Annotated in this window: 21 protein-coding genes and 1 pseudogene; 19 read left to right on the top strand and 3 right to left on the bottom strand. The window is 62.2% G+C overall.

Annotated features, from left to right (window positions below):
* The first annotated feature begins 74 nt into the window (after nt 1-74).
* From FJ940_RS11390 to FJ940_RS11350, 9 genes are all read left to right on the top strand, one after another.
* Nucleotides 75-1,283 (top strand): ABC transporter substrate-binding protein, encoded by a 1,209-nt coding sequence (locus FJ940_RS11390; protein ID WP_140656584.1) that lies wholly within the window; start codon nt 75-77, stop codon nt 1,281-1,283.
* Nucleotides 1,280-2,080, top strand: coding sequence for an ABC transporter ATP-binding protein (locus FJ940_RS11385; protein WP_181167435.1), 801 nt, complete (start codon nt 1,280-1,282; stop codon nt 2,078-2,080). Before FJ940_RS11390 ends, FJ940_RS11385 begins: the two co-directional genes overlap by 4 nt.
* On the top strand, nt 2,073-2,777 hold the full coding sequence (locus FJ940_RS11380) for an ABC transporter ATP-binding protein (protein WP_140498404.1): 705 nt from the start codon (nt 2,073-2,075) through the stop codon (nt 2,775-2,777). Before FJ940_RS11385 ends, FJ940_RS11380 begins: the two co-directional genes overlap by 8 nt.
* 7 nt (nt 2,778-2,784) lie before the next feature.
* On the top strand, nt 2,785-3,672 hold the full coding sequence (locus tag FJ940_RS11375) for a branched-chain amino acid ABC transporter permease (RefSeq protein ID WP_140514993.1): 888 nt from the start codon (nt 2,785-2,787) through the stop codon (nt 3,670-3,672).
* 1 nt (nt 3,673) lies between these two features.
* Nucleotides 3,674-4,651: a branched-chain amino acid ABC transporter permease gene (locus FJ940_RS11370; protein ID WP_140656583.1), complete on the top strand. Its 978-nt coding sequence runs from the start codon at nt 3,674-3,676 to the stop codon at nt 4,649-4,651.
* A gap of 230 nt (nt 4,652-4,881) precedes the next feature.
* Nucleotides 4,882-5,964, top strand: coding sequence for a sn-glycerol-3-phosphate ABC transporter ATP-binding protein UgpC (gene ugpC, locus FJ940_RS11365; protein WP_140514990.1), 1,083 nt, complete (start codon nt 4,882-4,884; stop codon nt 5,962-5,964).
* Between the two features lie 38 nt (nt 5,965-6,002).
* Nucleotides 6,003-7,328 (top strand): ABC transporter substrate-binding protein, encoded by a 1,326-nt coding sequence (locus FJ940_RS11360; protein WP_140498408.1) that lies wholly within the window; start codon nt 6,003-6,005, stop codon nt 7,326-7,328.
* Between the two features lie 106 nt (nt 7,329-7,434).
* A complete protein-coding gene (locus FJ940_RS11355; RefSeq protein ID WP_140498409.1) occupies nt 7,435-8,373 on the top strand; it encodes a sugar ABC transporter permease in 939 nt (312 codons plus the stop codon).
* Nucleotide 8,374: 1 nt separating this feature from the next.
* Nucleotides 8,375-9,268 (top strand): carbohydrate ABC transporter permease, encoded by an 894-nt coding sequence (locus tag FJ940_RS11350; protein ID WP_140498410.1) that lies wholly within the window; start codon nt 8,375-8,377, stop codon nt 9,266-9,268.
* A gap of 38 nt (nt 9,269-9,306) precedes the next feature.
* Here FJ940_RS11350 and FJ940_RS11345 read toward each other — a convergent pair whose 3' ends face one another.
* Nucleotides 9,307-10,425, bottom strand: a complete 1,119-nt coding sequence (locus FJ940_RS11345) for a mandelate racemase/muconate lactonizing enzyme family protein (RefSeq protein WP_140524819.1) — start codon at nt 10,423-10,425, stop codon at nt 9,307-9,309.
* Nucleotides 10,426-10,452: 27 nt separating this feature from the next.
* A complete protein-coding gene (locus tag FJ940_RS11340; protein WP_140524820.1) occupies nt 10,453-11,199 on the bottom strand; it encodes an amino acid ABC transporter ATP-binding protein in 747 nt (248 codons plus the stop codon).
* 119 nt (nt 11,200-11,318) lie between these two features.
* Here FJ940_RS11340 and FJ940_RS11335 point away from each other — a divergent pair, with 119 nt between their 5' ends.
* From FJ940_RS11335 to FJ940_RS11290, 10 genes are all read left to right on the top strand, one after another.
* Nucleotides 11,319-12,002, top strand: coding sequence for a GntR family transcriptional regulator (locus FJ940_RS11335; protein WP_140566402.1), 684 nt, complete (start codon nt 11,319-11,321; stop codon nt 12,000-12,002).
* Nucleotides 12,003-12,017: 15 nt separating this feature from the next.
* Nucleotides 12,018-12,689: an amino acid ABC transporter permease gene (locus tag FJ940_RS11330; protein WP_140566399.1), complete on the top strand. Its 672-nt coding sequence runs from the start codon at nt 12,018-12,020 to the stop codon at nt 12,687-12,689.
* Between the two features lie 2 nt (nt 12,690-12,691).
* Complete coding sequence (locus tag FJ940_RS11325; protein WP_140656581.1) at nt 12,692-13,345, top strand: amino acid ABC transporter permease; 654 nt, start codon at nt 12,692-12,694, stop codon at nt 13,343-13,345.
* A 34-nt stretch (nt 13,346-13,379) separates the two neighbouring features.
* Nucleotides 13,380-14,156: a transporter substrate-binding domain-containing protein gene (locus FJ940_RS11320; protein ID WP_181165309.1), complete on the top strand. Its 777-nt coding sequence runs from the start codon at nt 13,380-13,382 to the stop codon at nt 14,154-14,156.
* A gap of 69 nt (nt 14,157-14,225) precedes the next feature.
* A complete protein-coding gene (locus FJ940_RS11315) occupies nt 14,226-15,335 on the top strand; it encodes an enolase C-terminal domain-like protein (RefSeq protein ID WP_140656580.1) in 1,110 nt (369 codons plus the stop codon).
* Between the two features lie 5 nt (nt 15,336-15,340).
* Entirely contained in the window at nt 15,341-16,375 is a 1,035-nt protein-coding gene (locus tag FJ940_RS11310) for a zinc-binding alcohol dehydrogenase family protein (RefSeq protein ID WP_140656579.1), read from the top strand.
* Nucleotides 16,372-17,133, top strand: a complete 762-nt coding sequence (locus FJ940_RS11305) for an SDR family oxidoreductase (protein ID WP_140656578.1) — start codon at nt 16,372-16,374, stop codon at nt 17,131-17,133. Before FJ940_RS11310 ends, FJ940_RS11305 begins: the two co-directional genes overlap by 4 nt.
* Before the next feature lie 29 nt (nt 17,134-17,162).
* Entirely contained in the window at nt 17,163-17,852 is a 690-nt protein-coding gene (locus tag FJ940_RS11300) for an RraA family protein (RefSeq protein WP_140656576.1), read from the top strand.
* A gap of 7 nt (nt 17,853-17,859) precedes the next feature.
* Nucleotides 17,860-18,156 carry a UxaA family hydrolase gene (locus tag FJ940_RS11295; RefSeq protein WP_140560379.1) on the top strand — a complete coding sequence of 99 codons (297 nt, stop codon included), beginning with the start codon at nt 17,860-17,862 and terminating at the stop codon, nt 18,154-18,156.
* Nucleotides 18,153-19,388: a UxaA family hydrolase gene (locus FJ940_RS11290; protein WP_140624007.1), complete on the top strand. Its 1,236-nt coding sequence runs from the start codon at nt 18,153-18,155 to the stop codon at nt 19,386-19,388. Before FJ940_RS11295 ends, FJ940_RS11290 begins: the two co-directional genes overlap by 4 nt.
* 313 nt (nt 19,389-19,701) lie before the next feature.
* Here FJ940_RS11290 and FJ940_RS28595 read toward each other — a convergent pair.
* Nucleotides 19,702-19,898 (bottom strand): annotated as a pseudogene (locus tag FJ940_RS28595) (hypothetical protein); the annotation flags it as partial.

The raw sequence follows: 19,898 nt of genomic DNA, 5'->3' as shown, positions 1-19,898 counted from the left end.
CAGACGGTGCACTCGAAGCCGTCGCAGGGCCGCAATGGGCGTTTTCGACAGTGGCCACAAGGGAGGAAATACCAGTGAAAGCATCCTATCTCATCTCAGCCGCGCTGCTTGTGGGGACCGCGATGCCAGCGGCGGCAGCCGAAATTTCCGACGGCAAGGTCAAGATCGGCATCCTCAACGACCAGTCGGGTGTCTATGCCGATTTCGGCGGCAAATGGTCCGTCGAGGCGGCCAAGATGGCTGTCGAGGATTTCGGCGGCAAGGTCCAGAATGCGCCTATCGAGGTCATCAGTGCCGACCACCAGAACAAGCCGGACATCGCCTCCAACATAGCGCGCCAGTGGTACGACACCGAGCAGGTCGATGCCATAATGGAACTGACCACCTCCTCGGTGGCGCTCGCCGTGCAGGGACTTTCCAAGGAAAAGAAGAAGATCGACATCGTCACCGGCGCGGCTGCGACCGACCTGACCGGCAAGCAGTGCTCGCCCTATGGTTTCCATTGGGCCTACGACACCCATTCCCAGGCCGTCGGCACAGGCGGTGCCCTGGTGCAGCAAGGCGGCGACAGCTGGTATTTCATCACCGTCGACTACGCCTTCGGCTATTCGCTCGAGGAGCAGACCGCCAAGCTCGTCAAGGATCGCGGCGGCAAGGTGCTTGGTGAAGTGCGCTATCCGCTCGGCTCGACCGACTACTCATCCTTCCTGCTGCAGGCGCAATCCTCCGGCGCCAAGATCGTCGGCCTTGCCAATGCCGGTCTCGACACTTCCAACTCGATCAAGCAGGCGGCCGAATTCGGCATCGTCGCCGGCGGCCAGCGGCTCGCGGCACTTCTGTTCACGCTGGCCGAAGTGCATGGCCTTGGCTTGCAGGCGGCCCAGGGCGTCGTGCTGACCGAAGGCTATTACTGGGATCGCGACGACAAGAGCCGCGAGTTCGCCAACCGCTTCTTCAAACGCACCGGCAGGATGCCGAACATGATCCAGGCCGGGACCTATTCGGCGGTGTCGCAGTATCTCAAGGCCATCGACAAGGCCGGCACCGACGAAACCGAAGCGGTGGCCAAGGAATTGCATTCGATGCCGGTCAATGACGTCTTTACCGCCAACGGCAAGGTGCAGGCCGACGGCTCCATGGTGCACGACATGTACCTCTATCAGGTCAAGAAGCCCGAGGAGAGCAAGAAGGAGTGGGACTACTACACCTATCTTGCGACCATTCCGGGCGACCAGGCCTTCATGAAGGCCACGGATAGCGGCTGCCCGCTCGTCAGCAAGTGACGACGGCAACCGCCGCGGCCGTCAGGCCTGACGGCGATGGAGCCGTGCCGCGGGTGGTGCTTTCCGCCCGCGGCCTCAGGCGCGATTTCGCCGGGTTCGTTGCGGTGAAGGATGTCGATCTCGACGTTCATCACGGCAGGATTCACGCCTTGATCGGACCCAACGGCGCCGGCAAGACCACGATCTTCAACCTTTTGACCAAGTTCCTGCAGCCGACCAGCGGCACGATTGAACTGCTCGGCACCGACATAACCCGGACACCGCCGGCCAAGGTGGCGCGGATGGGCCTCGTGCGCTCGTTCCAGATCTCGGCGATCTTTCCGCATCTGAGCGTGCTCGACAATGTGCGCGTCGCGCTGCAGCGGCCAGGGGGGCTGGGCTTCCAGTTCTGGCGCCCGCTTTCGGCGCTCGACCAACTGACGCCGCGGGCGCGCGAGCTTCTCGGCACGGTCGGCCTCGACGACGCGGCGCACCGGCTCGCCGGCGATCTCTCCTATGGCCGCAAGCGCGTGCTCGAGATCGCCACCACGCTGGCGCTCGATCCAAAGGTGCTGCTGCTCGACGAGCCGATGGCCGGCATGGGGCACGAGGATGTCAGCATGATCTCCGGGATCATCCGCGCCTTGGCCCGCGATCGGGCCGTGCTCATGGTGGAGCACAATCTGACCGTCGTTGCCGATCTTTGCGACTGGATCACCGTGATGCAGCGCGGCAAGGTGCTCGCCGCGGGCGACTATCCGACGGTCAGCCAGGATGAACGCGTCCGGATAGCCTATATGGGAACCGAGCATGAGTGAGCCGCTGCTTGCCGTGCGCGATCTCCATGCCTGGTACGGCGAGGGCCACGCGCTGCACGGCGTCGACCTCGATGTGTTCCGCGGCGAAACCGTGACGCTGCTTGGCCGCAACGGCGTCGGCAAGACCACGACGCTGCGCGCCATCATGGGGCTGATCCGCAAGCGCACCGGCAGTGTCGTCTTCAACAGCAACGACTTGATCGGCCTGCCCTTGCACCGTGTCGCCCACCAAGGCATCGGTTTCGTTCCCGAGGAGCGCGGCATTTTCGCCACGCTGACAGTCGACGAGAACCTGATCCTGCCGCCGGTGGTGGCCAAGGGCGGCATGAGCGTCGAGGAGATCTTCGAGCTCTTTCCCAACCTGAAGGAGCGCCGCAACAGCCCGGGCACCAGGCTATCCGGCGGCGAGCAGCAGATGCTGGCGATCGCCCGCATCCTGAGGACGGGTGTCCGGATGCTGCTCCTCGACGAGCCGACCGAAGGCCTGGCGCCGGTCATCGTCCAGCGCATCGGCGAATTGCTTGCGACGTTGAAAAAGCGCGGCATGACGATCCTGCTCGTGGAGCAGAATTTCCGTTTCGCCGCCCGCATTGCCGACCGCTTCTACCTGATGGAGCACGGCAAGGTGCTGAGCGGGTTTCCGGTCGGCGAACTGGCCGCCCACGACGCTCAACTTCACGAGGTGCTCGGAGTATGATCGCGCCATGACGATGATCTTCGGCATCCCCATCCAGGCCTTTCTCGGGCAGTTGCTGGTCGGGCTGATCAACGGTTCCTTCTATGCGATGCTGAGCCTTGGCCTCGCCGTCATCTTCGGCCTGCTGCGCATCATCAATTTCGCCCACGGCGCGCTCTACATGCTGGGCGCCTTCATCGGTTATCTGCTGCTTGTCCATCTCGGCATCGGCTATTGGCCGGCGCTGATCCTGGTGCCGCTCGCCGTCGGGCTGTTCGGCATTGCGGTCGAGCGTGCAGCGCTCTCGCGGCTCTACCAGCTCGACCCTCTCTACGGCCTGCTCTTCACTTTCGGCCTGGCCTTGGTCATCGAGGGCGTCTTCCGTTATTATTACGGCGTCTCGGGAAATCCCTATGCGGTGCCGGCGCTACTTGCGGGCGGCACCAATCTCGGCTTCATGTTCCTGCCCAACTATCGCGGCTGGGTGGTGCTGGCATCGCTTCTCGTCTGCCTGGGCACATGGCTTTTGATCGAGAAGACCAGGCTTGGCTCCTATCTGCGCGCCGCGACCGAAAATCCAGAACTGGTCCAGGCTTTCGGCGTCAACGTGCCACTGCTTTTGACACTCACCTATGGACTGGGTGCGGCACTTGCCGGTCTTGCCGGGATCCTGGCGGCTCCCGTCTACCAGGTCAGTCCGCTGATGGGGTCGGATCTGATCATCGTCGTCTTCGCCGTCGTCGTGGTCGGCGGCATGGGCTCGATCCTGGGCGCCATCGTCACCGGCTACATGCTCGGCCTCGCCGAGGGCCTAACCAAGGTGTTCTATCCCGAGGCGTCGAACCTTGTCGTCTTCGTCATCATGGCGATCGTGCTTCTACTGCGGCCGGCCGGCCTGTTCGGAAGGGACGCCTGAGATGAGCGAGCTGACGCTTCACGAAAAGCGCGCCGCGGCCTCCGTGCGGCTGGAACGCGCGCTGGTGGCGCTGGCGGTATTGGCGCTCATCGCCGCGCCGTTCTTCGTCTACCCGTTCTTCCTTATGAAGATGCTGTGCTTTGCGCTGTTTGCCTGCGCCTTCAACCTGTTGCTCGGCTACACTGGCCTGTTGTCCTTCGGCCACGCGACCTTCTTCGGTGGCGCCGCCTATTTCTGCGCGCATGCCGTCAAGGTATGGGGCTGGCCGCCAGAGGCAGGCATTCTGCTGGGTACCGCCGGCGCGGCCCTGCTCGGGCTGGTCATGGGCTTCTTCGCCATCCGCCGGCAAGGCATCTATTTCGCCATGATCACGCTGGCGCTGGCGCAGATGTTCTTCTTCTTCTGCGTGCAGGCACCGTTCACGCAAGGCGAGGATGGCATCCAGGGCGTTCCGCGCGGCAACCTCTTCGGCATCATCGATTTGAGCGCTACGGTCAACATGTACTATGTCGTATTGGCCATCTTCCTGATCGGCGTCTTCGCCATTTGGCGGATCGTCAACTCGCCCTTCGGCATGATCCTGCGCTCGATCCGCGAGAACGAGAACCGCGCCATCTCGCTCGGCTATTCCGTCGCCAGGTATAAGCTCGCCGCTTTCGTCATGTCGGCCGCACTTGCGGGGCTTGCCGGCGCGGTCAAGGCAATCGTGTTCCAGTTCGCGACGCTCACCGACGTGACATGGCAGATGTCGGGCGAGGTGATCCTGATGTCGCTGCTTGGCGGCATCGGTACCATGGTCGGGCCGGTCGTCGGCGCCGGCTTCGTCGTCGGCCTTGAAAACACACTCGCCACCTCAGGCTTTCCGGTGACCATCGCCACCGGCCTGATATTCATGGTCTGCGTGCTCGTCTTCCGGCGCGGCATCGTCGGCGAATTCCAGGCGCGGCTGCCCAGGCCGGCGGACGGTGCAAGTGGTTGATATTCATCCCGTGGCCGATCTGCCTGCTGTCTCCAGCCATGTGGTGGGCAGTCCAGTGAGCAACCGGGAATGCAGCCTGGATGTTTATCGAAGCGCCTGCTTTACAGGCAGGTTTGGTAGCGCTACCGTCTCCGTATGGCGTGACCACATGAAGGTTGGAGGGCCGTCGCCGGGAGAGGTCAGCGGTTCCTTCGAAGAGACGTCGCGGGAATCGTTCGGGAGGAGGATCGATGGCGTCTGTCGCGATTAGCGAGGTTTACAAATCATTCGGGACCGTCGAGGTTCTGCACGGCGTCAGCGTGAACATCGACGACGGCGAATTCGTCACGCTGGTCGGGCCGTCGGGTTGCGGAAAATCAACCCTGCTCAGGATGATCGCGGGCCTGGAAAAGATTTCGCGGGGCCAGATCGCGATTGGCGAGCGTGTCGTCAACAACGTTGCGCCGAAGGAACGCGACGTCGCCATGGTCTTCCAGAACTATGCGCTGTACCCGCATATGACCGTCGCCGAGAACATGGCGTTTTCGCTCATGCTGAAGGGCGTTTCGAAGGCTGAGAGCGGCGCCGGCGTCCAGCGCGCTGCGGAGATTCTGGGGCTCGTGCCGCTGTTGGCGCGCTATCCCCGCCAGCTTTCCGGCGGACAGCGCCAGCGAGTTGCCATGGGGCGGGCGATCGTGCGCGATCCGGCGGTTTTCTTGTTCGACGAGCCGCTGTCCAATCTTGACGCCAAGCTCAGGGTGCAGATGCGCGCCGAGATCAAGGAACTGCACCAGCGCCTGAAAACCACGACGGTCTATGTTACCCATGACCAGATCGAAGCCATGACCATGGCAGACAAGATCGTGGTCATGCATGACGGCATCGTCGAGCAGATCGGGCCGCCGCTGGAACTCTACGACAGGCCGGACAATCTCTTCGTCGCCAGTTTCATCGGCTCGCCCGCCATGAATTTGCTGCGGGGCGAAATCGCGACGAACGGGTCGCCGTCCTTTCGGGGCGCGGGCGGAATTTCCGTGCCGTTGGACGCAGCATCGTCCGTCAAAGGCGGCGAGCCGGTGGTGCTGGGCATACGGCCCGAGCATTTGCGGCTGTCCGACCAGGGCATTGCGGTCACCATCGCGGTGATCGAGCCGACCGGGTCGGAGGTACAGCTCATCGGCCGGACAGCCGGCGGTGAAGAGATCGTGGCCAACTTCCGGGAACGTCATTCCTTCACGCCGGGCGAAACCATCCGGCTCACCGCCGAACCCGGCCTCATTCATCTCTTCCACGGCGAAACCGGGCAGCGGCTTCAAACGCGCAGCAAGCTGTAGAGACCAAAGGGCAAGAGAAACAAACAGGAGGAACGAGCATGAAATTCACCAGACGTGACGTGATCCGCACGACGGCCGGCGCTGCTGCCGGCGTTTTGGGAAGCCGCTTCGCCGGCTCTCCGGCATTCGCCCAGGAGGGGCTGAAGTACAAGCCGGAGGACGGTGCGAAGCTCAGGCTGCTGCGCTGGTCGCCTTTCGTGCAGGGTGACGAGGACCAGTGGCTGAAAAACACCAAGCGGTTCACCGAAGCGACGGGCGTGGAGGTACGTGTCGACAAGGAAAGCTGGGAAGACATTCGCCCCAAGGCAGCGGTCGCCGCCAATGTCGGTTCAGGTCCGGATCTGATGTTCGTCTGGTTCGACGACCCGCATCAGTATCCCGACAAGCTGCACGACGTGACGGAACTGGGCGAGTATCTGGGGTCGAAATATGGCGGCTGGCACGACGGACCAAAGCAATATGCGACCCGGGAAGGCAAATTCATCGGCCTGCCGCTCGCCACCATCGGAAATGCCATCGTCTATCGGGAAAGCTGGGTGAAAGAGGCCGGCTTTTCGGAGTTCCCCAAGGATACGAAAGGCTTCCTCGAACTTTGCAAGGCCCTGCAGGCGAAGGGGCATCCGGCCGGCTTCACGCACGGCCATGGTGTCGGCGACGGCAACAACTACGCGCACTGGCTGCTGTGGAGCCATGGCGGCCAGATGGTCGACGAGAGCGGCAAGGTGACGATCAACAGCCCCGAGACCCTCAAGGCGATCGAATACGCGCAGGAACTCTACAAGACTTTTATTCCAGGCACCGAAAGCTGGCTCGACGTCAACAACAATCGCGCCTTCCTGGCCGGCGAACTCAGTGTGATCGCCAATGGCATTTCCGCCTACAACACGGCCAAGATCAACAAGGACAATGATCCGAAGCTGGCGGAAATGGCCAAGGACATACGCACCACCAACCTGCCGATCGGTCCTGTCGGCAAATCCGTCGAACTGTTCCAGGTGACCACAGCCGTCATCTTCGACTACACGCCCTACCCCAACGCGGCCAAAGCCTATCTGCAATTCATGTTCGAGGACCCGCAAATGCCAGATTGGATCACCTCCTCGGCGGGCTACTGCTGCCAGACGCTCAAGGCGTTCGACAACAATCCGGTGTGGACAGCCGATCCGAACAATGCCGCTTACGCCAAGGCTTCGGCGACGCTGCGGCCCAACGGCTATGCCGGGCCGCTCGGCTATGCCTCGGCGGCGACCATGGCCGACTATGTCCTGGTCGACATGTTCGCCAAGGCCGTCACGGGACAGGCCACGCCCCAGGAGGCAATGGAAGAGGCGGAAAAGCGCGCAAACCGGTATTATCGCGTTTGATCCATGCCAGCTGAGCCTGGCGGCTCTGCCCCGCGCTATCCGACCCTCCGGAAGCGCAGGGCGGCCGCCAGGCCGATCAACGAGACCCTTGCAGGGAGCCCGCCCCATGGCCGTGCCGTCCGTCGCCGCTCAGCCGCGTTCCTCGATGCTGTCGCGCCTGGCCGAGAGCAGGAACGCGCTTGGCTTCGGCTTCATGCTGCCGGCGGCGGCATTGCTGCTTGTCTTCCTGACCTATCCGCTTGGGCTCGGCGTCTGGCTCGGCTTCACCGATGCCCGCATCGGCCGTCCCGGCATCTTCATCGGCATCGAGAACTATGAATATCTGTGGAGCGACGCCGTTTTCTGGCTCTCCGTCTTCAATACCCTGCTCTACACCGTCAGCGCCTCGATCCTGAAATTCGCGCTCGGCCTTTGGCTGGCGCTTATCCTCAATCAGAACCTTCCCTTCAAATCGTTCTTCCGCGCGATTGTCCTGCTGCCGTGGGTGGTGCCGACGGTGCTCTCGGCAATCGCCTTCTGGTGGATTTACGATTCGCAGTTCTCGATCCTGTCCTGGGCGCTCCAGCAGATGGGCCTGATCGACCATCGCATCAATTTCCTCGGCGATCCGGAGAACGCGCGTGCTTCGGTGATCGCGGCCAATGTCTGGCGCGGCATCCCTTTCGTAGCCATCACGCTGCTTGCCGGCTTGCAGACAATCCCCCAATCGCTTTACGAGGCCGCCACGCTCGACGGCGCCAGCCGCTGGCAATTGTTTCGCCATGTGACGCTGCCGCTGCTCACCCCTATCATCGCGATCACGATGACGTTCTCGGTGCTGTTCACCTTCACGGATTTCCAGCTGATCTATGTGCTGACCCGCGGCGGACCGGTAAATGCCACCCATCTGATGGCGACGCTGTCGTTCCAGCGCGGCATTTCGGGCGGCCAGCTCGGCGAGGGCGCTGCGATCGCGGTCGCCATGATCCCATTCCTCCTTGCCGCAATCCTGTTCAGTTATTTCGGCTTGCAACGCCGTAAATGGCAGCAGGGGGGCGGAGACTGACATGGCTGCGACCAGGAAGACAAAACAGCCGCAGCTCGATGAAGGCGGCATGGGCTATTTGCAGAGCGTGCCGCGCCGTGTGGTGACGGTCTATCTCCCCCTGCTCGTGTTCGTCATCGTGCTCTTATTCCCGTTCTACTGGATGACGATCACAGCGGTTAAGCCCAATGTCGAAATGACCGACTATGCCAATTTCAACCCGCTCTGGGTCGTGCATCCGACATTGGAGCACATCCGCTATCTTCTCTTCGAGACGTCCTATCCGGGCTGGCTGCTCAACACGATCATCATTTCGACCGCCGCCACTTTCCTGTCGCTGGTGGCGTCGGTTTTCGCGGCCTATGCGATCGAGCGGCTGCGGTTCTCCGGGGCACGGCAGGTCGGCCTCGCGGTGTTCCTCGCCTATCTCGTGCCGCCCTCGATACTGTTCATCCCCTTGTCGGTGATGGTGTTCAACCTCGGGCTTTACGACACACCCTTCGCGCTCATCCTCACCTACCCGACCTTCCTGATCCCCTTCTGCACCTGGCTGCTGATGGGTTACTTCCGCTCCATCCCCTTTGAACTGGAAGAATGCGCGCTCATAGACGGGGCAAGCCGCTGGCAGATCCTGAGCAAGATCGTGCTGCCCCTGTCGGTGCCAGGCCTGATCTCGGCGGGCATATTCGCATTCACCCTGTCATGGAACGAGTTCATCTATGCCTTGACGTTCATCCAGTCGTCCGAAAACAAGACCGTGCCGGTCGGGGTGCTCACCGAACTCGTCCGCTCCGACGTCTATGAGTGGGGTGCCCTGATGGCGGGCGCGCTGATCGGATCCCTGCCGGTCGTCGTGCTTTACTCGTTCTTCGTCGAGCACTATGTCTCCTCGATGACCGGCGCGGTGAAGGAATAGCGCCGCCCCGATGCCGCGGGCGCTTTTCCTGGAATGCCCTAGCCCAGGCTTTTGCCGTAGCGGGCAAAGCTTTCGGCCAGGACGGTCGTGCTCGCACCGGCCCGTTCGGGCCGTTTGTAGATGCCGCCTTCGACGCGGATCGGCTCCTCGAAGTGATCCTTGATCCAGGGGATGTATTCGAGGATCGTCGATGCAGGATGCCAGTAGCTCAGATGCACATGCACCTGGCTCATCTCCCCTGCATGCGGAACGACGGGAAGCCGATGCGCCAGTGCCAGGTCCGCGACCTGGATGTATTCGGTTATTCCTCCGAGCCGCGTGACGTCCGGCTGGACGTAGGCGACGGCTCCTGCATCGACGAAGGAGCGGAACGCGTCGATGGTGTAGAGCTGCTCGCCGAGCGCGATCGGGATCGATGTATTGCGCGCGAGCGTCGCGTGGCTGGCGACATCGTCATACCAGAGCGGCTCCTCGAACCAGTAGATATCGAGGTCGCGCGCCAGCGCGCAGAACCGCTGGCAGGTCGGAAGATCCCACTTGCCGTTGCCGTCGATTGCGATCCGGATCCTTGATCCGACACGTTTGCGCACAGCCGCCAGGCGCTCGACGTCGACATTTGGGTCGTCATGGCCGACCTTGATCTTGATGCGTGTGAATCCATCCTCCTCGACGGCTTTCGCGGAGCCGCGCAGCAACGTGTCCAGGTCGAACGAAATCCAGCCGATATCGGTATTGTAAGCCTCCAGGGCATCGGTGCGCGCGCCGCCGAGATAACTCCACAGCGGCAGGCCCGCCCATTTCGCCTTCAGATCCCACAGCGCGATATCGATTGCAGCCAGAGCCAGATGCGTGATGCCGGCCCGACCGACCCATTGAAGCGAAGGATGGCGCGCAAGCCTGGTCCATAGGCGCTGATGATCCGAGGCGTCTTCGCCTACCAGAAGCGGCGCGTAACACTCGCCGATGCAGGACGTTATCAGCCGGTCGGCGGCCAGATGGGCATGCGTGCCGGTGAAGCCATAACCTTCCAGCCCGTCCGTGGTGACGATCTTGGCACCCACGACACCCCAATGGGTGATGCTGTGGGTCGAGTCCGAAATGGAGTCCGAGGTGAGTGGAAGATGGAGAATGAACGGGCGGACGGAGGCGATTTTCATCTATGACCCTTGGCGGATATGAATTTGTCAATGAAGGAGCTGCGAGAGGAATTCGCGTGCACGTTGATGCTTCGGGGCTGCGAAGAAGTCCTTCGGCGTGGCCTCCTCGAGTATCCGGCCCTTGTCCATGAAGACGACCCGGTCGGCCACCTGGCTGGCGAAGCCCATTTCATGCGTCACACAGATCATCGTCATGCCTTCGGAGGCCAGCGAGACCATGGTGTCGAGCACTTCCTTGACCATTTCCGGATCGAGAGCCGAGGTCGGTTCATCGAAGAGCATGATCCTGGGTTGCATGCAGAGCGCTCGGGCGATCGCGACGCGCTGCTGCTGACCGCCGGAAAGCTGGGACGGATACTTGTCCGCCTGATCTGCGATCCGAACCTTTTGCAACATCTCCAGCGCTCTCTCCGAAGCGTCCTTGCGGGATTTTCCGAGCACGCGGACCGGCGCCAGCGTACAATTCTCGATTACCTTGAGATGCGGGAAGAGGTTGAACTGCTGGAACACCATGCCGATGTCCCGGCGCGGAACCATACGTCCATGGGACTTCTCGACCAGCGGTTTTCCGTCGATTTCCACCGAGCCTTGCTGGAGGTCTTCCAAGCCGTTGATGCAGCGGATCAAGGTCGACTTGCCTGAGCCCGACGGCCCGCAGACGACGATCTTTTCGCCCTTCGCCACCTCAAGGCTGACGTGATCGAGCGCCTGAAACCCGCCGAACATCTTCACCGCGTCGCGCAGTTTCACAAAGGCGCTGCCGTTGGCGTCCATGAACTCCTCCTTGTTGCGAGGTTGGCTTGTAACCCGAAAGATCGAAATCGGAAAACAAAAAATTTTCTATTTTTAATTTTTCTGTTGCGCCGAACCGGAACCTGACCGATGCTTGGGCCATGAGCATGATCAAGACAACATTGGCCGAGCAGGCCTATCAGGAGCTGCGGTCGCGGATCGTCGGCGGCAGACTGGCAGGCGGGCAGCGCCTGTTGCCAAACGAATTGGCGGCGGAACTGGGCATCAGTCCCACGCCTATCAAGGAAGCCTGCCTGCGGCTGGAGGCGGACGGGCTTCTCGTCAATTCCTCCCGGCGCGGCATGGTGGTCCGCAGCTTCAACGAGGAAGCGGTCGAGGAATTATACGCGGCCAGGACACTGCTCGAGAAAGGGGCCGTGGAAGCAGCCTTCGACGCAGAACGGCTCGATGAGGCGCTGCGGGCGAAGCTCCAAGACAGCCTGGAAAACCACAGGCGCTTCGCCAAGGGATCGTCGCTCGACGATCTGGCGAAGGCGCTCTTCCATGACCGGGCCTTCCACAGTTCGCTCGTCGGCGCCGCGGGGATCCCGATGATCTCCGAGGCCCATTCCCGCATTGTCGGCCAGACGCATACGGTCTTCGTCTCGATTCCAGGCGATTACAGCCGCTCGGTCGAGGAGCACCAAAATATTCTCGATGCCATCATCGCCGGCAAGAAGAGCCAGATCCTCGCGGCGCTTCAGCGACATCTCGAGAGAAGCCGGCAGAACACCTTGCGCCAGGTGAAAGTCCTTGCGCGAGCGATCGAACCGAACCTTGTTTAAAGACCGGGGACGAGTGTGGAGTACCTAGATTTTTCCGGGACATTCGCGCGCGGCGACCTGTTCGTGCACGCCGCCATGCTGACCGTCGGCCTGTCGGCCGCCGCGCTGGTTCTGGGCATGTGCGTCGGCATCGTCGGCGCCCTGATGAGACTTTCGAGCTCGAAAGTCCTCTCCTCAATCGCGGCCGCCTATGTGGAGATCATCCGCAACACGCCGTTTCTGGTGCAGATCTATATCGTCTATTTCGGCCTGCCCTCGGTCGGCATCCGCATTTCCGAAGTGACGGCGGCCATCCTCTCCCTGACGCTCTACGCGGGCGCCTATATCACCGAGATCGTCCGTGCCGGCATCCAGACGATCGGCAAGGGACAGCGGGAGGCGGCGCACACGCTTGGCATGTCACCGTATCTCACCTTCCGCTATGTCGTTCTGCTGCCGGCGATTTCAGCGATCTTCCCGGCACTGACCAGCCAGTTCATCCTGATCATGCTGGCGTCCAGCGTCGTTTCCGTCATCTCCGTCCCGGAACTGACCGGCGTCGCCAATGATGTGCAGGGCCTGACCTTCCGAAGCCTGGAAGCCTATCTCGTGGTCGCGGCCATCTACCTTGTCCTGACGGCTGCATTCAAAGGCGTCTTCGCACTGATTGAGCGTGCCCTCTTCTCCTTCCGCTTTGCAGGGCGATGACGATGTTCCAGACCTTCAACCTCCATCATGTCGGGTTTCTGCTGCAATGTGCGACGTGGACGGTCGTCCTCTCGGGAATTGCGCTTGCAGGCGCCGCCATCGGCGGATCGATTATCGCCCTCATGCGCCTCTCCCGCTTCGCCTGGATGCGCTGGATCGCACAGGCCTATATCTATGTCATCCAGGGAACGCCTCTGCTCGTCATTCTCTTCATCGCCTATTTCGGCGTCGCCAATCTCGGCTATGACCTTCCGGCGATCTACGCGGCCGGCCTTGGATTTACGCTCTACAGCAGCGCGTTCCTCGGCGAGATCTGGCGCGGGTCGATCCAGTCGATCAGCAAGGGGCAATGGGAAGCGTCGTTCGTGCTGGCGCTTGGCTGGCGGCACACGATGACCGACGTCATCATCCCGCAGGCGCTTCGCGTCGCCATTCCTCCGACGGTCGGCTTCTCCGTTCAGGTCGTCAAGAACACCGCGCTTGCTTCGGTCGTCGGCTTTATCGAACTGACGAGAGCAGGACAGATCGTCTCCAGCGCCACGTTCCAGCCGCTGCCCGTCTATCTGACGGTCGCGGCCATCTACTTCGGCATCTGCTCCATACTGTCCCATGCCAGCCGCCGCCTGGAGCGCCGCCTGCAGCAGGCAGCCAACTGAAGATCCGGTTCATCACACCAGGGAGGAAAGTATCATGCTATTGAAGAGACTTGCTGTCGGGGTCGCCGCGATGCTGGCGATGATATTGCCCGCAAAGGCCGAGAGCACGCTGGACGCCATCGTGCAGCGCGGCACCATCAATGTCGGCGTCGGCCTTGGAACGCCGCCTTATGGCCTGATGGACAGCAGCATGCAGCCCGACGGCTATGACGTGTCCGTAGCAAAGGCAATCGCCCGCGATCTCGGCGTCAAGGTCAACATCGTCGACACGACGGCAGCCAACCGCATCCCGAACCTGACTTCGGGCAAGCTCGACATCGTGATCTATTCGTTCTCGATCACCGCCGAGCGCGCCAAGGCCATCGCGTTCACCAACACCTACTATGTCGACCAGCAGGTCTATGTCGGTCCCGCCGACCAGCCGATCACCAAGATCGAGGATCTGGCCGGCAGGAAGATCGGCGTGACGCGGGCCAGCACGAACGACATCGTCATGACCAAAAAGGCCGTCGAAGGCGCACAGATCCAGCGCTATGACGATGACGCGTCGACGTCCCAGGCGCTGTTCGCAGGTCAGGTCGAAGGCATCGTGACCAGCGGAGCGCTTGCCCGCGCCGTCGAGGAGCACGATCCCAACCTCAAGAAGCAGTTCGTCGTGGCGCAGGCGCCGATGGGCATAGGCCTGCGCCGCAACGACCCGGACTTCCTGCACTGGCTGAACACGGAGCTCTTCATGCTCCAGTCTACAGGTGAGCTGCAGGCCCTGCAGAAAAAATGGATGGGTGTCGAAGTCGACCTGCCCCGCTTCTGAGAATGACTGGATCCGGGACTCCCCCGGATCCACACATGCCGCTGCGATCGGTTTATCGAAGGTTTTTCCATGAAAATCACGGATGTGAAGGTGCGCTGCTGCCAGCGCAAACCAGGCGATTTTGCCGCCAGCGCGTTTCGAACCGGGGATTTCGCGAAGTTCGAATTTCTCACCGTCACCATGGCGACGGATACCGGGCTCGAGGCAACCGCCTTCGGGTTCGCCGGTCGTTCGGCGGCGGGCGCCGGCAGGCTGATTGCCGACACGCTGCGTCCGTTCTTCATCGGCCGTGACCCGCTCGACCGGGAAAAGGCATGGCGCGATTTCCGGGTGGCCGACCGCTGGTGGGGCCACTTGCCGATCTATGCCTACGGACCATTCGACACCTGCCTCTGGCTGCTGTCGGCCACCGCCGCCGGGCAGCCTCTCTACAAATATCTCGGCGCCTTCCGCGAACGCGTGCCGGTCTATGGCAGCTCGATGATCCTGTCGGGGCCGCAGGACTATGTGAAAGAGGCGCTGCGCGCCAAGGCCGAAGGGTTGCGGGCCTACAAGCTCCATACACCCGGTCTCGATCTCGACTACGATATCGACGTCCATCGCCAGGTCCGCGCCGCCGTCGGGCCGGATTTCACGCTGATGTCGGATCCGGTCTCGATGTTCAATCTCGAGCAGTCGATCCGCTTCGGTCGCGAGTTGGAAAGGCTCGACTTCTACTGGCTGGAAGAGCCTTTATACGACGAGGACGTTCATTCGCTGCGGGAGCTCGCCCGCACCCTCGAAATCCCGCTCGTCGGGACGGAAGTCCTTGCGAAGCACCCTTACAGCATCGCCGAATGCATCTCGACGCGTGTCGTCGATCGCGTTCGGGCAGACGTTTCCTGGACGGGCGGCGTCACGGGCGTCATGAAGACGGCCCGCCTCGCCGAAGCCTTCGGCGTCAATTGCGAGATCCATACCGCCATCTTCCACCCGATGGAGATCGTCAACCTGCATTGCGCCGCGGCGATCAAGAACTGCGACTTCTTCGAAGTGCTCTATCCAGTGGAGAACTTCGCCTTCGGCCTCAAGCAGCCGCTGCCGATCAAGGACGGCTACGCAATGCCGCCGTCAGCCCCCGGCCTCGGGGTCGAGATCGACTGGGATGCCATTGACAACAGCACGATCTGTGAGGCCTGAGCGCCATGATGAAAGCTGTTTGCCTCGACGAACCCGGCAAGATCTCGTTGGTCGAATTGCCGGAACCGAAACCCGGCCCGGGCGAAGTCGCGGTGCGGATGGAATATGTGGGGTATTGCGGTTCCGACCTGACGTCGTTTCGCGGCCTCAATCCGCTGATCTCCTATCCCCGCGTCCTGGGGCATGAAATCTCCGGCACCATCTCGGCGCTCGGCGACGGCGTCAGCGCGCTTGCGGTCGGCCAGTCCGTGACCATTCTTCCCTATTTCAATTGCGGCAAGTGCCGTGCCTGCCGCCTTGGCAGGCCGAACGCCTGCAAGGACAACCGGACGATGGGCGTCCAGCGCGAGGGCGCGATGGCCTCGATCGTCGTCGTTCCCGCGGGCAAGGTCATTCCGGTCGAGGGCATGCGCCAGCGGGACCTCGCGCTGATCGAGCCGCTTGCCGTCGGCTTCCATGCGGTCCGCCGCTCCGAGCTTTCGGCTGGAGAAACCGTCGTCATCCTTGGCTGCGGCGTCATCGGGCTCGGCGCCTTGCTCGGCGCTGTCAGGCGGGGCTCACGCGTGATCGCAGTGGACCTTAGCGCCGACAAACTCGCCGTTGCCAGGGCGCTCGGCGCCACTGACATCATCGATGCGTCGCGCGAAGATGTCCTGGCACATGTCCTGGAACTGACCGACGGGGACGGTCCGCAGGTCGTCATCGAGGCGGTCGGCGCGGATGCGACCTTTCGGCAGGCGATCGATCTCGTGGCGTCCTGCGGCCGGGTCGTCTATGTCGGCTACGCCAAGAACAAGATCGCCTATGACACCAAGTTCTTCCTGCTCAAGGAGATGGATATCCGCGGGTCGCGCGGCTCCGAGATCGCCGATTTCCACGATGTTATCGGCTATCTGAAGCAACATCGGGACGCCGGCGACCGCATCGTCTCACGCGTCGTGCCAATCGAGGAAGCAGGTGCGGCCATGCAAGCCTGGGATAAGAACCCCGGAGGCTTCACCAAGATCGTCGTCCGGATCGTAGCGAAGGAAGACGCATGAGCATCAACGATATCTTCGGGCTGGAGGGGCAGCATGCGGTGGTGACCGGCGGCGGAAGCGGCCTCGGCCTTGCGATCGCCACCTGTTTCGTCGAAGCCGGCGCCAAGGTGACGATCGTCGGCACCAACGCCACGAAGCTCGCTTCCGCCTGCGAGACGCTGGGGCCTTCCGCCACGAGCCATGTCTTCGACGTGACCGACACTGCCGGTGCCACGGGTTTCGCCAGCGAGGTGGCAAAAAAATTCGGACGCGTCTCGATCCTCGTCAACAATGCCGGCAACACGGTCAAGAAGCCGCTCGGCGAGATGAGCGTAGAGGCCTTCAATTCGGTGCTGAACGTCCATGTCGGCGGCGCCTTCGCCCTCTCGCGCGCCTTCCTGCCGCAGGTGACGGACGCAAAGGGCAGCATCCTTTTCACCGCCTCGATGAGCTCCTTCCTCGGCATTCCCAACGTGATTGGCTATTCGGCGGCGAAATCCGCCTATGTCGGCATGGTGAGGGCGCTGGCGACCGAACTTGCGCCTAGCGGGGTACGCGTCAACGGTGTGGCACCAGGCTGGATCGACACCGCGCTTCTACGCCAGGCCACCGCAGCCGATCCGGAAAGGGCGCGCAAGATCAACAGCCGCATTCCCATGGGTCGTTTCGGCGAGGGCGCCGATATCGGCTGGGCCATGACCTACCTCGCCTCACGCGCCTCAGCCTATGTGACCGGCCATATACTGGTGGTCGACGGCGGCGCGCTGCACGGCTTCTGACCACTATAGTTTTTCGAGGGAGAAAACAGATGACGACCGATACTGACAAGGCGATCTTCGAAGTCATCCACAAGGAACTCTTCACGGCCGTCGTCGGCGACGTGCTTGATGTAATGGGTCACCGCCGGCAGTTCCTGCCGGCCGGGATCGCGCCGTTGCAGCCGGAGATGAAAGTCATCGGCCGCGCGATGCCGGTGCTGGAGGCGGACGTGTTTTCCGGCGGTTCGCCGGATGCGCACGGTCCGCTCGCGAACAAACCGTTCGGCCTCATGATGGAAGCGCTGGACAGCCTGACGGAGAACGATGTCTATATCGCCAGCGGCTCCTCCTTCCGCTACGCGCTGTGGGGCGGGCTGATGTCCACCAGGGCCCAGAAGCTGAAGGCTGCCGGCGCCGTCCTCAACGGCTATATCCGCGACTCCTGGGAAATCGAAGAGCTCGGCTTTTCGGTCTTCTCGCGCGGCATCTATGCCCAGGACCAGGGCCCGCGAGGGAAGGTGATCGACCATGGCTGCCCAATCGAGATCGAAGGCATCCTGGTATCGCCCGGCGACCTGATCTTCGGCGACCGCGAGGGCGTGCTTGTGATCCCGCGCGAGGCGGAAAAGGAAGCGATCGAGCGCGCGCTCGAGAAGGTCAGCACAGAGAACAAGGTCGCAACCGCGATCCGCGACGGCATGAGCGCCTGCGAAGCCTTCCGTACCTTCGGCGTCATGTGAGCCGACGATGGACGATCCTCGTCTGCTCCTGCTCTGCGATCACGACAATGTGCTGGTCGCCTGCCGGCGCATCGAAGCCGGTGAGACCATCATCGTCGGCGGCGAGCCGCGCATTCTGGTCAAGGCCGTGGAGCTCGGCCACAAGCTGGCGCGGCTGCCGATCGCCCCGGGGATGAAGGTCATCAAATACGGCGTCCCGATCGGCTCGGCGACGCGGTCGATCGGACCCGGCGAGCACGTCCATATTCACAATCTGAAGAGCGACTACACCAAAACGCACGTAATAGCGGAGACCGGATCATGACCGGCGAACAGTCCACCATCCTCGGCTATCTCAGGCCGGACGGTCGCAAGGGCATCCGCAACATTGTGGTCGTGGCCTATCTGGTAGAGTGCGCGCATCATGTCGGTCGCGAAATTGTCTCCCATTTCCGCGGCAGGGACGTGCATCTGATCGGCTTTCCAGGCTGCTTTCCCAATCCCTATGCGCAGCGGATGATGGAGCGTCTGTGTACGCATCCCAATGTCGCCGCGGTACTGCTGCTGTCACTGGGATGCGAAAGCTTCAACAAATTCTCGCTCGCCCGCACCGTCGAGGCAAGCGGACGGCCGGTGGCCACGCTGACGATCCAGGAAAACGGCGGTACTTTGTCGACGATTTCCGACGGCATCGAATGGGTCGGGCAACGCCTGCAAGAGCTGGGCGCGGTCGCGAGAGTGCCAATGGATGCGAGTGAACTTATCGTCGGCACGATCTGCGGCGGGTCGGACGGCACCAGCGGCATGACCGGCAACCCCGCCGCCGGCCTTGCCTTCGATCGGCTGGTCCGTGCGGGAGCAGCCTGTATTTTCGAGGAGACCGGCGAGCTGATCGGCTGCGAAGAGATCATGGCGAGCCGTGCCGTGACGCCTGAACTCGGCGTCGAGCTGCGCGCCTCCGTGGCAAAGGCAGCGCAATACTACGCGACGCTAGGCTATGGCAGTTTCGCTCCGGGCAATGCCGAGGGCGGCCTATCCACCATCGAGGAGAAATCGATGGGTGCCTATGCCAAATCGGGCTCGTCGCCGATTTCGGGCCTCATCAAGCCGGGCGACATTCCCCCTGGCGGCGGACTCTACCTGATGGATGTCGTGCCGGACGGGGACGTGCGTTTTGGCTTCCCCAACATCTCGGACAATGCCGAGATCGTGGAGCTCATCGCTTCCGGTTGTCACCTCACGCTGTTCGTCACCGGCCGCGGTTCGGTCTCGGGGTCGGCGGTCGCACCGGTCATAAAGATCTGCGCCAATCCCGAAACATACCGTCGCCTGTCGGGCGACATGGACGTCGATGCCGGACGTATCCTCGAAGGGGCCGCCACCTTGTCGGATGTCGGCGACGAAATCTTCAATCTGGTTCTTGCCGTCGCCAATGGCCATGCGACGAAATCCGAACAACTCGGGCACCGCGAATTCATCCTGACCTACAAGACTTTCGAACCGATCGGTCCCGCATGTCTGCCGGGCGCACAGCCAAAGGCTGGTCACCGAAGCTGAAGCTGCCGGCGTTTGCCGCATGCTTGCGAGCGTAGCTTGCGTCTGTGCTGAAGCTGCGCGATCCCCTTGACCCTGAGTAAGAGCAAATGCATGGCGGGCCGAACAATCTGGCGACAAGCTCACTCGTTTTGTTTGAAGCGCGGCACGCCGAAACGGATTCATGCGAGCCGCTTAGGTCTTGTTTTGCATGTCGCTACACTTGAACCGAGGTTGCTTGGGCAACGTGCATTGGAAACGAGGTGCGCAAAAAAGGGTCGCGGCAAACCAGCATTGGGCTGGCGGCTCGCAACCGCCTCACCCCCATGCGGACAATTCAAATCAGCGGGCCTGCGTAAGCCATACGCCGCTTCCTGATATCTGGGGGAAGCGTCTTCTCGTTTTGGCGAGGGTTCTGTTCCGCCGGCGCGAATGAGCTGCCTGCCTGATCCGAAAAAAACAGCTTCCAGCGGCCCGGGCGGAACGCTACCCGGCTCTTCTGTGCCGCGGGGTGGTCGACGGGCAGCTCGATCT

This window comes from Mesorhizobium sp. B2-3-7 (genome assembly GCF_006442695.1).
Taxonomy (GTDB): domain Bacteria; phylum Pseudomonadota; class Alphaproteobacteria; order Rhizobiales; family Rhizobiaceae; genus Mesorhizobium.
This window is presented reverse-complemented; position numbering and strand designations above follow the sequence as displayed.

Coding starts and splice junctions, on each gene's coding strand:
- FJ940_RS11305 (WP_140656578.1), top strand. CDS start 16,372: ATGAGCATCAACGATATCTTCGGGCTGGAGGGGCAGCATGCGGTGGTG.
- FJ940_RS11295 (WP_140560379.1), top strand. CDS start 17,860: ATGGACGATCCTCGTCTGCTCCTGCTCTGCGATCACGACAATGTGCTG.
- FJ940_RS11370 (WP_140656583.1), top strand. CDS start 3,674: ATGAGCGAGCTGACGCTTCACGAAAAGCGCGCCGCGGCCTCCGTGCGG.
- FJ940_RS11360 (WP_140498408.1), top strand. CDS start 6,003: ATGAAATTCACCAGACGTGACGTGATCCGCACGACGGCCGGCGCTGCT.
- FJ940_RS11300 (WP_140656576.1), top strand. CDS start 17,163: ATGACGACCGATACTGACAAGGCGATCTTCGAAGTCATCCACAAGGAA.
- FJ940_RS11310 (WP_140656579.1), top strand. CDS start 15,341: ATGATGAAAGCTGTTTGCCTCGACGAACCCGGCAAGATCTCGTTGGTC.
- FJ940_RS11380 (WP_140498404.1), top strand. CDS start 2,073: ATGAGTGAGCCGCTGCTTGCCGTGCGCGATCTCCATGCCTGGTACGGC.
- FJ940_RS11350 (WP_140498410.1), top strand. CDS start 8,375: ATGGCTGCGACCAGGAAGACAAAACAGCCGCAGCTCGATGAAGGCGGC.
- FJ940_RS11335 (WP_140566402.1), top strand. CDS start 11,319: ATGAGCATGATCAAGACAACATTGGCCGAGCAGGCCTATCAGGAGCTG.
- FJ940_RS11290 (WP_140624007.1), top strand. CDS start 18,153: ATGACCGGCGAACAGTCCACCATCCTCGGCTATCTCAGGCCGGACGGT.
- FJ940_RS11340 (WP_140524820.1), bottom strand. CDS start 11,199: ATGGACGCCAACGGCAGCGCCTTTGTGAAACTGCGCGACGCGGTGAAG.
- FJ940_RS11375 (WP_140514993.1), top strand. CDS start 2,785: ATGACGATGATCTTCGGCATCCCCATCCAGGCCTTTCTCGGGCAGTTG.
- FJ940_RS11355 (WP_140498409.1), top strand. CDS start 7,435: ATGGCCGTGCCGTCCGTCGCCGCTCAGCCGCGTTCCTCGATGCTGTCG.
- FJ940_RS11320 (WP_181165309.1), top strand. CDS start 13,380: ATGCTATTGAAGAGACTTGCTGTCGGGGTCGCCGCGATGCTGGCGATG.
- FJ940_RS11345 (WP_140524819.1), bottom strand. CDS start 10,425: ATGAAAATCGCCTCCGTCCGCCCGTTCATTCTCCATCTTCCACTCACC.
- ugpC (WP_140514990.1), top strand. CDS start 4,882: ATGGCGTCTGTCGCGATTAGCGAGGTTTACAAATCATTCGGGACCGTC.
- FJ940_RS11315 (WP_140656580.1), top strand. CDS start 14,226: ATGAAAATCACGGATGTGAAGGTGCGCTGCTGCCAGCGCAAACCAGGC.
- FJ940_RS11325 (WP_140656581.1), top strand. CDS start 12,692: ATGTTCCAGACCTTCAACCTCCATCATGTCGGGTTTCTGCTGCAATGT.